This is a genomic window from Kitasatospora sp. NPDC093558, from assembly GCF_040683475.1.
Lineage (GTDB): Bacteria > Actinomycetota > Actinomycetes > Streptomycetales > Streptomycetaceae > Kitasatospora.
In genome coordinates this window covers 1-9991 of sequence record NZ_JBFBDY010000224.1, presented here as the reverse complement: position 1 = coordinate 9991, position 9991 = coordinate 1, and the positions used below count along the sequence as shown (strand labels likewise).

7 protein-coding genes, 1 pseudogene and 1 riboswitch are annotated in these 9991 nt (G+C 74.9%); of the genes and pseudogenes, 2 read left to right on the top strand and 6 right to left on the bottom strand.

Annotation, left to right across the window (positions count from 1 at the left end):
* Nucleotides 1-41 precede the first annotated feature (41 nt).
* Together AB0O00_RS20850 and AB0O00_RS20845 are read right to left on the bottom strand one after the other, a co-directional pair.
* Nucleotides 42-1517: an aminopeptidase P family protein gene (locus AB0O00_RS20850; RefSeq protein WP_363653868.1), complete on the bottom strand. Its 1476-nt coding sequence runs from the start codon at nt 1515-1517 to the stop codon at nt 42-44.
* Between the two features lie 149 nt (nt 1518-1666).
* A complete protein-coding gene (locus AB0O00_RS20845) occupies nt 1667-3148 on the bottom strand; it encodes a PP2C family protein-serine/threonine phosphatase (protein ID WP_363653866.1) in 1482 nt (493 codons plus the stop codon).
* Nucleotides 3149-3776: 628 nt separating this feature from the next.
* Here AB0O00_RS20845 and AB0O00_RS20840 point away from each other — a divergent pair.
* Nucleotides 3777-4412, top strand: a complete 636-nt coding sequence (locus AB0O00_RS20840; protein WP_363653864.1) for a bifunctional DNA primase/polymerase — start codon at nt 3777-3779, stop codon at nt 4410-4412.
* A 226-nt stretch (nt 4413-4638) separates the two neighbouring features.
* Here AB0O00_RS20840 and AB0O00_RS20835 read toward each other — a convergent pair whose 3' ends face one another.
* The 4 genes from AB0O00_RS20835 to AB0O00_RS20820 form a co-directional block, all read right to left on the bottom strand.
* Nucleotides 4639-5622: a DUF5926 family protein gene (locus AB0O00_RS20835; protein ID WP_363653862.1), complete on the bottom strand. Its 984-nt coding sequence runs from the start codon at nt 5620-5622 to the stop codon at nt 4639-4641.
* Between the two features lie 126 nt (nt 5623-5748).
* Nucleotides 5749-6165, bottom strand: coding sequence for an ATP-binding protein (locus tag AB0O00_RS20830; RefSeq protein ID WP_363653860.1), 417 nt, complete (start codon nt 6163-6165; stop codon nt 5749-5751).
* Between the two features lie 430 nt (nt 6166-6595).
* Nucleotides 6596-7423: a glycerophosphodiester phosphodiesterase family protein gene (locus AB0O00_RS20825; protein WP_363653858.1), complete on the bottom strand. Its 828-nt coding sequence runs from the start codon at nt 7421-7423 to the stop codon at nt 6596-6598.
* 79 nt (nt 7424-7502) lie between these two features.
* The gene (locus AB0O00_RS20820; protein ID WP_363653856.1) at nt 7503-8903 is read right to left on the bottom strand and encodes a cytosine permease; all 1401 of its coding nucleotides are present in this window, start codon (nt 8901-8903) and stop codon (nt 7503-7505) included.
* A riboswitch (TPP riboswitch) is annotated at nt 8896-9043 on the bottom strand. Its footprint overlaps the gene before it by 8 nt.
* A 233-nt stretch (nt 9044-9276) precedes the next feature.
* Here AB0O00_RS20820 and AB0O00_RS20815 point away from each other — a divergent pair.
* Nucleotides 9277-9991: pseudogene (locus AB0O00_RS20815) on the top strand (hypothetical protein); the annotation flags it as partial.

Sequence of the window (9991 nt, the reverse complement as noted above, 5' to 3'; positions counted from 1 at the left end):
GGCGGGGACGTCCCCGCCACCGGCGCATCCCGATCCGTGGGTCAGGCGAGCGACGCCATCCAGGCCTCGACGTCCTCGGCGCGGCGGGGGAGGCCGGCCGAGAGGTTCTCGTTGCCGTCGGCGGTGACGAGGATGTCGTCCTCGATGCGGACGCCGATGCCGCGGTACTCCTCGGGGACGGTCAGGTCGTCCTGCTGGAAGTACAGGCCGGGCTCGACGGTGAGGACCATGCCGGGCACCAGCAGCGCGTCGACGTGCTCCTCGCGGCGCGAGTGGGCGCAGTCGTGGACGTCCAGGCCGAGCATGTGGCCGGTGCCGTGCAGGGTCCAGCGGCGCTGGAGGCCGAGCTCCAGGACCTTCTCGACGTCGTAGGCCGAGCTGTCCAGCAGGCCCCACGCGAGCAGGCGCTCGGCGAGGACGCGCTGCGAGGCGGCGTGGAAGTCGCGGAAGCGGGCGCCGGGCCGCACCGCGGCGATGCCGGCCTCCTGGGCGTCGTAGACGGCCTCGTAGATCTTGCGCTGGAGGTCGTCGAAGCGCCCGCCGATGGGCAGCGTGCGGGTGACGTCGGCGGTGTAGAGGGTGTGGGTCTCCACGCCGGCGTCGAGCAGCAGCAGCTCGCCGGGGCGGACGTCGCCGTCGTTGCGGACCCAGTGCAGGGTGGTGGCGTGCGGGCCGGCGGCGGCGATGGTGCCGTAGCCGACGTCGTTGCCCTCGACGCGGGCGCGGCGCCAGAAGGTGCCCTCGATCCAGCGCTCGGAGGTGGCGACGGCCTGGCCGAGCTCGCGGACGACGTCCGTGAAGCCCTTGACGGTGGCGTCGCAGGCGGCGCGCAGCTCGCCGATCTCCCAGGCGTCCTTGACCAGCCGCAGGCCGCTCAGGAACTCCTTCAGCTCGGCGTCCTTGTCGGCGTCCAGGAACGCGCCGAGGGCGGCCTCCAGGCCGTCGTCGTAGCCGCGGACCAGCCGCGTGGGGACGGCGGAGTCCCCGGTGCGCGCGGTGAGCTCGTCGGCGGCCTTGCGGACGTCGCGGGCGGGCAGGCCGAGCAGCTGCTCCTGCTCGGTGAGGCTGTGCCGGCGGCCGACCCACAGCTCGCCGTAGCCGTCGAGCCAGAACTCGCCGTTCTCGCGGTCCGAGCGCGGCAGCAGGTAGAGCCCGAACTCGTGGCCGTCGTCGCCGGTCGGCTCGGCGACGAGGACGGCGTCCTCGGTCTGGTCGCCGGTGAGGTGGACGTACTCGCTGGCGGCGCGGAAGTTGTAGTCGGTGTCGTTGGCGCGGACCTTCAGGTGGCCGGCCGGGATCACCAGCCGCTCGCCGGGGAACGCGGCCGAGAGCCGGGCGCGCCGCTCGGCGGCGTACGGGGCCTGCGCGACGGGGGCGAGGCCGTGCAGCTCGGTGTCGGCCCAGCCGGACTTCATCGAGGCGGCCAGTTCGTCCGAGACCTCGGAGTACAGGCCGTTCTTGCGGCCCTTGAACTGCTTCGGCTCCTCGCCGCCGGTGGCCTCGGGGTTCTCGGCCACCGCCGGGGTGCGGTCCTCGGTCACGTACAACGCCTCCTTGGGGGTGGTGCGGCCGGCCCGTGGGGGGATGTCGGATCGCGACACACGTGGGCGGCCGTGCGTCCCATGGTACGGACGCCCGGTCGCCCACTCGTTCGGGGCCGGAAGGACTACTCGAAGCGGGCGCCCAGCAGCATCAGGTCGTCGGCGGCCGCGCTCGCGCCGGCGCCGTCCTCGCGGTTGGGGCAGACGGCGAGCAGGTGGGCGCAGAGCCGGTCGGGGTCGATCCGCACGTCGCGCGGGGCGTCGGCGGCGGCCCGGCGCAGGTTGGCCTGCCCGGCGTGCAGGGTCGGGCCGCAGCGGCGGGCCAGGCCCTCGGTGTAGAGCAGCAGGGTGTCGCCGCGCTCGGCGGTGAACTCGACGCCCGGGGCCTCCCAGCAGGCGAGCATGCCGAGCGGCGCGGAGAGCGAGGTCTCGACGAACTCGGCGCCGTGCCGGTTGACCAGGACCGGCGGGCAGTGCCCGGCGCCGGCCAGGGTGATCCGGCGCTCGTCGGGCTCGACCCAGGCGTAGACGGCGGTGGCGCTGCGGGCGGGCTCGGTGGTCTTGAGGAGCAGTTCGAGGTCGCCGAGGACGGAGACCGGGTCCTCGCCCTCCAGCACCGCGTACGCCCGCAGTGCGGCCCGCACGCGGCCCATCGCGGCGGCCGCGCCGGGCGCGGAGCCGGGGCCCGCGCCGGGGCCGTCGCCGGAGACGGAGCCGACGGTGAGGCCGACGGTGCCGTCGGGCAGCGGGATGGCGTCGTACCAGTCGCTGCCGTTGGAGCGGTCGAGGGCGGCGGGGACGAGCCGGGCGGCCAGCCGCAGGCCGGCGGGCTGGGGGAGGCGGTCGGGCAGCAGGCCGCGGCGCAGCGCCTCGGTGGTGCGCAGGACCTTGTCGGCCTCCAGCTGCTTGGCGATCAGCGGGGCGGCGAACCGGCAGTATCGGTGGGCGAGTTCGCGCTGGCGCTCGGTGGGCTCGGCGGGCCGGTCGTAGAACCAGACGGCGGCCGCGAGCGGGCCGTCCTCCTCGGTGGCGAGCGGCAGGCCGTAGCAGCCGCCGAGGCCGAGCTGGGCGGCGAGTTCGCGCAGCCGGGCCCCGGTGGCCGGGTCCTCGGCGAGGTCGGGGGAGTGCAGCCGCTCGGGCCGGTCCCGGTCGCGCAGCAGGCGGGCGAGCAGGCTCTGCTCGAAGGGGACGGTCTCCAGGGCGCCGAGGCTGGCGCGGTCGAGGCCGAGGCCGAGCGGCTGGCCGGGGCCGCCGCCGGGCCGGCGGGTGACCAGGACGCCGCGGGCGGCGCCGAGCAGGTCGGCGCCGGAGGCGAGGACGGCGGCCAGGGTGGCGTCGAGGCCACGGGCCCGGGCGAGCCGTTCGGTGTGCTCGTGCAGGCTGGTGAAATCGGACAGGCGTCCGGCCAAACGGTCCTGCACCCCGGTGGACGGCGCCGTGCGGGACTCCCCCGCACCGTCCTGGGCCTCGGCGGGACCGGGCAGGCCCGGCGGCTCGACGAGTGCGGCGAGGACGGAGAGCCCGCCGGTGTAGCCGGGCCCGTCCGGCGCGGCGGGTGAACCGGTCGTCGGCGACGAGTGGGACAACGACGGGTGGGCCTCGGTCATGCCGGCACTCCTGACGCGGTGCTACGTGTCATGCGGAACCCCCAGGGACGGCCGATGTGGGGCGAGCACGGCCAAAGGGCGTGTTTCGCCTCGAATCGCTACTACTCGTCATTGATCGACAGCAATGGCACCACTTCTACACAGGCCATTTGGGGCATGTCCAGATCCGGGACGAGCCGGTGGCCGGTTCCCCCTCCCCTGCGACCCGGACGGGCGGCGCGCCCGGTTCGTACGCGCGCCGTTCCGGACGGGAGGAATGGAGCGGCCCGGGAGCGGGCAGAACCGAGAGGACGGACCCGGCGGCCGTCCGGATCGTATGCTTTCGCCGCCCGGATGCCGCGCTGGCCGGATGTCACTCACTCGTACGGTGGAACCAAGCGCGCCCGGGCGGCGTCCATCCGGGCGCATACGCGATTCTCGTTCCGAGGGCTGTTCCCGTGCGCGGCCCCTCTCATGTCGTGCTCCACACCGTGCTCCACGTCCGCGCCGCGCCGTCCGCCGTACCGCCCGCCCGCCGCGTGCCCCCGGTCCGCGCCGCCGCGGCCCGCGCGGCGACCCCGGCGGACGCGGCCCCGGTACGGGACGGCGGCCGGAGCGAACCGAGCGGTCAGGGAAAGGAACGAGCGCCATGCGTGAGGATCCGAGGGGCTGTTCCGCGGCCCGGTCCGCCCGGCTGACCGCGGCCCTGGCGGCGGCCGTCGACCACCGCTGGCCGGTGGTGCCGGGCGCCGTGCTGTCCGGCGGGCGCTGCTCGTGCGGCGACGAGGACTGTCCGGTGCCGGGCGCGCACCCGCACGACCCGCCGCTGCTGGCGGCCACCACGGACGCCCGGATGGTGCGCTGGTGGTGGGAGCGGCAGAGCCCGGACGCGCCGGTGCTGGCGGCGACCGGGCGGGCGGTCTCGGCGGTGAGCCTGCCGGCCCTGGCCGGGGCCAGGGCGCTCGCCTACCTGGGGGCGCTGCGGCTGCCGCTGGGGCCGGTGCTGGCGATGCCGGGCCGCTACGCGCTGCTGGTGGCGCCGTACTCGCTGGACGCGCTCGGCGAGATGCTCGCCCAACTCCCTTGGGTGCCGGGCTCGTTGCACTACCACGGCCCGGGCGGCTTCCTGCCGCTGCCACCCGGTGCCGGGGCGGGCCCGGTGCGCTGGGTGCTGGAGCCGCGCCGGGCGGCCGACGGCGGGGTGTGGCTGCCGCAGGTCGGGCCGCTGCTGGGGGAGTTGGTGGAGGCGACGGTCCGCCTCGACAGCGGGCGCTCGGCCTACTGACCGGCCGTCCGACGGCCGGTCCCGGGCCGCCCGGCGGCGGGCTTCGGCGCCGTCCGCCCGGAAAAACAAAAGATCCGGCCGCTGGCGACGGGGGATGCACCAGCGACCGGACTCTTTAGACAGTAACAAGGATCCGCGCCCGCGCCAATTTCCAAGACGCCCTCCACGCCCGGAAATTGCGGTTCAGGGCGACAATGTGACGCGTATCACCTCGTTCCTGCGGGCTTTAGTTCAAGGTGACCTGACGGTTCACCAGGTTCGCGCGGGCGCGCCGCTCGTCGGCCGTGAGGGGTGCCGGGGCCGCGAGGACGGCGGCGAGCCGCTCGGCGAACTCGGCCGCGGGCTTCTCGCAGTCGGCCGCCGTCATGGCGAGCGGCAGGTCCCACACGGGGACGGTCAGGCCGTGCGCGCGGAAGGAGCCGACCAGGCGGGTGTCCGTACCGAGCGAGGCCTCGCCGGCCGCGTTCAGCCGGGCCAGCGCGTCCAGGAGCTGCTCCTCGGGGACGGTCATCACCCAGCGCAGGTGGTTCTTGTCCGGGGTACCGCACCAGTACGCGGCGTCGACGCCGGTGAGCTTCTCGGTCGGGATGGCCGAGGCGTTGGCGCGCTCCAGCGAGGCGGCGACCTCGCCGGTGGCGGTCTCGGCGTCCTCCAGCCAGAACTCGAAGCCGGTGTGCACGGCGGGCGTGAAGTCCGCCGTGACGTCCAGCAGGTCCTGCAGGCGGCGCCCGCCCGGGACGGTCCGGCGGGCCGGCACCGGGCTGCCCGGCTCGACGGCCAGGGCCAGCTCCAGCGCGTCGCCGAGGTCGCGGCTCAGGTCGCCCGAGGAGGACTGGGTCTGCAGGCCGAGCAGGATCGAGCCGTCCTGGCGGCGCAGGGCCGGCCAGGCGAGCGGCAGCACGGTGGCCAGGGTGACCGACGGGACCTCGCCGACGGCGCTCTCGGCGACCCCGGCGGCCAGCGTCAGCGGCACGGTGGCGGCGGGCACCAGCTCGCGCAGCGCGACCCAGTCGGCCTCGCCCGGCAGGCCCTCGAACGGGCGGTGCACCAGCTCCTGCACCGCGTGCGAGGCCTCCCGGCCGTGGCAGGCCTTGTACCGGCGGCCCGAGCCGCACGGGCAGTCGTCGCGGGCCCCGACCACGGGGATCTCGCCCGTGACGGCGGTGGTGGACTGGCGCTGCGGCGCCTTCTTGGCGGCCTTCTTGCCCATGGTGCGGCTCTCCCGGGGACGGTGGTCCTTTGCTCCGGGAAGCCTACTGACGTTCCCCCGGCGCGCGGGAACGCGCCGGGGCGGGAGCGCCGCGGCGGGGGCGCTCCGACGGTGCGGGCGGGGTGCTCAGGCGCTTCGGGCGTCACCGCCGGTGCGCCTGGCGTGCCGTGCGCGGGCGGGCAGCGCGGCCCAGACCGTCACCTCGCCGGGCGCGTCGCGCACGCCCCAGTCGCTCGCGAGCTGGTCGACGATGCCCAGGCCGCGGCCGCCACGCGAGCTCAGCGAGGGTCTGCCGGGCTCGGGCCGCGTCGGCGCGCCGCCGTCGGTGACCTCCAGGGTCAGCACGCCGTCCGCGTGCATCTGCCAGCGGACGAGCACGCCGTCGCCGTCGCCGGACTGCTCGGCGTCCCGGCCTGCGGGCGCACCGGCGTGCGGCCCGGAGGGCAGACCGACCAGCACCTGGTCCACGACCTCGGCCCTGGCCCCGCGGCCGAGCGCGGGCAGCGGGCCGAGCGGCCGGGCGTACCGGCACGCATTGCTCAACAGTTCGGAAAGGATCAGTACGGCATCATCAATGACCGGTTCCGGTATCTGCCGATCACCCAGATCTCGACGCAGTCGGCGCCGTGCGACCCCGACACTCGCTGGGCCGTGCGGCACTGCCATGGTCGATGAAGTCGGCACTTCGCGCGCCACCATCAACGCCACCCCCGGACCTCCTTCAGCGTATGCCGAGGGATGGATGCCCCTTGGTAATGCGTCGGAAACGACCGCGCGACGATCCCGCGGGCCCATTTCGGGCACCGCGACCGAGGGTGGGCGGGAGGTCATTCCCCGCTCACCCTCCGTCGTGGCGGCGCACGATTTCCGGCAAAAAACGTGCGCGGAAGGTTTGAATGCCGACCGGATCGATCAGGTCGGTGATCGGGTTGGCGATCAGGTTGGCGATCGGGTTCGACGGCCGGTTCGGTGATCAGCTCCGGCCGAGCTGGGCCAGCACCTGCGCGGGCTTGTTGGTGATGATCGCCGACACCCCGAGCTCCAGGCACAGGTCAACGTCGGCCGGCTCGTCGACCGTCCACACGTGCACCTCGTGGCCCAGCTCGCGCAGCCGCGGCACCAGGTCAGGCTTGGCCCGCACCAGGTCGATGCCGGGCCCGGCGATCCGCGCCCCGCCGGGCAGCGACCGTCCCTCGCGCAGCTGGCCGATCAGCGGCAGCATCCGCTCGATCAGGAACACCCGCGGGTAGTCCGGCGCGGCGGCGGCCACCCGGTCCAGCGCGATCGAGGAGAAGCTCATGATCCGGGCGGACGGGCGGTCGCCCTCGCGGGTGCCGGAGATCTTGAACCGTTCGAGCATCCGCAGCAGTTCGGCCTCGACCCGGCCGCGGAACCGCACCGGGTGCTTGGTCTCGATCGCCAGGTCCACCGGGCGCCCGCAGTCCACGACCAGCTCCAGCAGCCGCTCCAGGGTCAGCACGCCGCGCAGCTCGGGGTCGGTGCTGGGCCTGCCGGTCTTCCAGGCGCCGAAGTCGTACGACTGCAGCTCGGCGAGCGTCATCGCCGAGACGGTGCCGCGGCCGTTGGAGACCCGGCCGATGCGGCGGTCGTGCACGCAGACCAGCTCGCCGTCGGCGGTCACCCGGACGTCGCACTCGACGGCGTCCGCGCCCTCTTCGAGGGCCCGCCGGTAGGCGGCGAGGGTGTGCTCGGGAAGGGCGTCCGAGGAGCCGCGGTGGGCGACTACCTGGACGGACGGCGCGGTGCGCGGGGCCGTCGAAGACAGATCTGGGCTGGTCACGCGGTCAACGATAGGCGGAGCAGGTGACGCGGAGGCGAAGACGGTCCCAACCTGAGGGGCCGGCCTCGCCTCCGGTCGGTCACTGCCGGCCGGTGCGCCGGCTCAGCGGCGTGAGCGCCCAGGTGACCAGCGCCGGCACCGCGAAGGCGAACAGCGAGGCCGACGTCCACTCCTGCGGGGTGAAGTGCAGCGCCTCCTGGGCCGAGGTCCAGAAGTCGGTCCACCAGCCGGCCACCGGCGTCGGCGCGATGAACTGGTACACCGCGAAGCCGAGCACCCACGGCAGCAGCATCAGCCAGCGCGAGGGCGCCTCGGCGGTGAGGTTCCAGCCGTTGCGGCCGGCGCCGAAGAAGAAGTCCACCGCCAGCACGGCCAGCAGCGGCACGAAGACCGAGCCGATCAGGCCGAGGAAGTTGGTGTACGTGTCGGTGAACTTGTCGATCCGCAGCGCCAGCACGGTGGTCAGCAGGCCGATCCCGCCGGACAGCACCCGGCGGTCCGCCCGCGGCAGCAGGTTCTGCACCGACATCGCGGTCGAGTACACGTTCGCGAAGGACTGGTCCGTCTCGCGCAGCACCAGTACCAGCAGGAACAGCCAGCCCGCCCAGACGCCGAGGAACGAGTCGAAGATCTTGTTCGGGTCGCCGTCCGACTGCAGCAGCGCCATCAGGCCCAGCGCGTAGCACCACACCTGGGCGAAGGTGTAGCCGGAGAAGCTGCCCCAGAACGCCGAGCGCGGGGTGCGCGAGTGCCGGGTGTAGTCGGCGGCGAGCGGGACGAAGGAGATCGACACCGCGATCATCGCGTCCGTGGCGCCCAGGAAGCCGTGCCAGTTGCCCGCGCCCGGGTCGGGCACGCCGTGCCGGCCCAGCTGGACCGTCAGGTACACCATCGCGACGGCGACCGCGCCGGCCACGAAGCGCCGCAGCACCCGGATCGAGCCGAGCGGCCAGATCGTCAGCACGGTGGTCAGCCCGCCCGCGAGCAGGACGAACAGCCAGCGGTAGCCGCCGGTGTGGGCGACGGTCTGGGCGCCCGCCGCGATCGTCAGCAGCTCGAACACGCCCCAGCCGATGCACTGGACGATGTTCAGCACCGTGGGGACGTACGACAGCCGGGTGCCGAACAGCCCGCGCAGGTTCGCCATGGCCGGCGCGCCGGTGCGGGCGCCGATCAGCGCGGCCACGCCGAGCATCGCGGTGCCCACCGCGGTGCCGGCCACGATCGCGGTGCCCGCGGCGGCCAGGGACAGCTCGCTGCCCGGGGCGCCGAGCACGGTGGCGGCGGTGGAGAAGCCGATCAGGCTGACGCCGAGGTTCATCCACAGCGCGAAGTGGTCGCGGAAGCGCAGCGTGCGCGGCGGCTCGGCGTCGAGGACGAGCGGCGCCTCGGTCTGCTCCGGGCGGTCGAGCACCGCGGTGTCGGAGAAACCCTTGGACGCGGGCGCGCCCGGAGAAGAGGATGGCGAAGCAGACGGCATGGCCGATACTCCCTACGCCGGCATTACCCGGACAGGTTCCGGCGGTCAGCGCCCCCTCGACGTTCCGCCCACGATCCCGTGGCGTACGGTCGACCAGCGCACTCTCAGCCTGGAAGGTCCAAGCTCCCGCGTGTCAGATTGGAGCGACAGGCTAACCGGCACCGGGGCGAACGCCCAAGGCCACGGGGTGTGCGGTCCGCATCGCGGGACGTCCGGCGGGGGTGGGGGAGCCGCCACCCGGAACGTGCCGTCGAGCGGAGCCGTCGGTCCCGCCTAAGGATTCTTATGAGTTCTTCAGAGGGGTCCTTACGGCAATCGAATCGGCAGTGCGAAAAACTATGGTCCTTGGTTCTGTCAGCTATGGAGGTCGTCCGTGAGCACCGAGCGCGAGGTTGGGCCCACCGGGCCGCAGGGGGAGCAGCCCTCGGGCACTGAGGCCGCGTCCGCGGCCCCGGCTCCGGACGGGCACAAGCCGACCATGGCCTTCGGCAGGATTCCCGAGCCCGAGGCCCCGGCGGACGCCGCGCCGGCCGCGCCGGCCACGTCGGCCGCACCGGCCGACGGCGGGCACAAGCCGACCATGGCGTTCGGCCGGGTGCCCGAGCCGGCCGCTCCCGCCGCTCCGGCCGCTCCCGCCGAGGCGCCGGCGGACGCCGTACCGGCCGAGGGCGGGCACAAGCCCACCATGGCCTTCACCAAGGTCCCCGCGCCGGAGGCGGCGCCCGCGGCCCCCGCCGCGCCCGCTCCGGCCGCTCCGGCCGTCGAGGCCCCCGCCGCGCCCGTCGCCGAGACCGGCTACATCGACGCGCCGCCGCCGGTCCTGCCGCCCGCCCCGGCCCCGGCCGCTGCGCCCGTCGCCCCGGCCGCGCCCGCTGCGCCCGTCGCCCAGGCCGCGCCCGTCGCCCCCGCGGCTCCCGTCGGTGAGGCCGCTCCGGCCGTGCCGCCGGTCGCGAACCCGTACGCGACGCCGACCCACGGCGTCCCCGCTGCGGGCGCCCACGACCCGTACGGCACCGCCGGCTCCCAGCACCCGTTCGGCGCCGGCCGCCCGCTCGGCGGCTGGGGCGCGGGGCACGACACGACCGCCG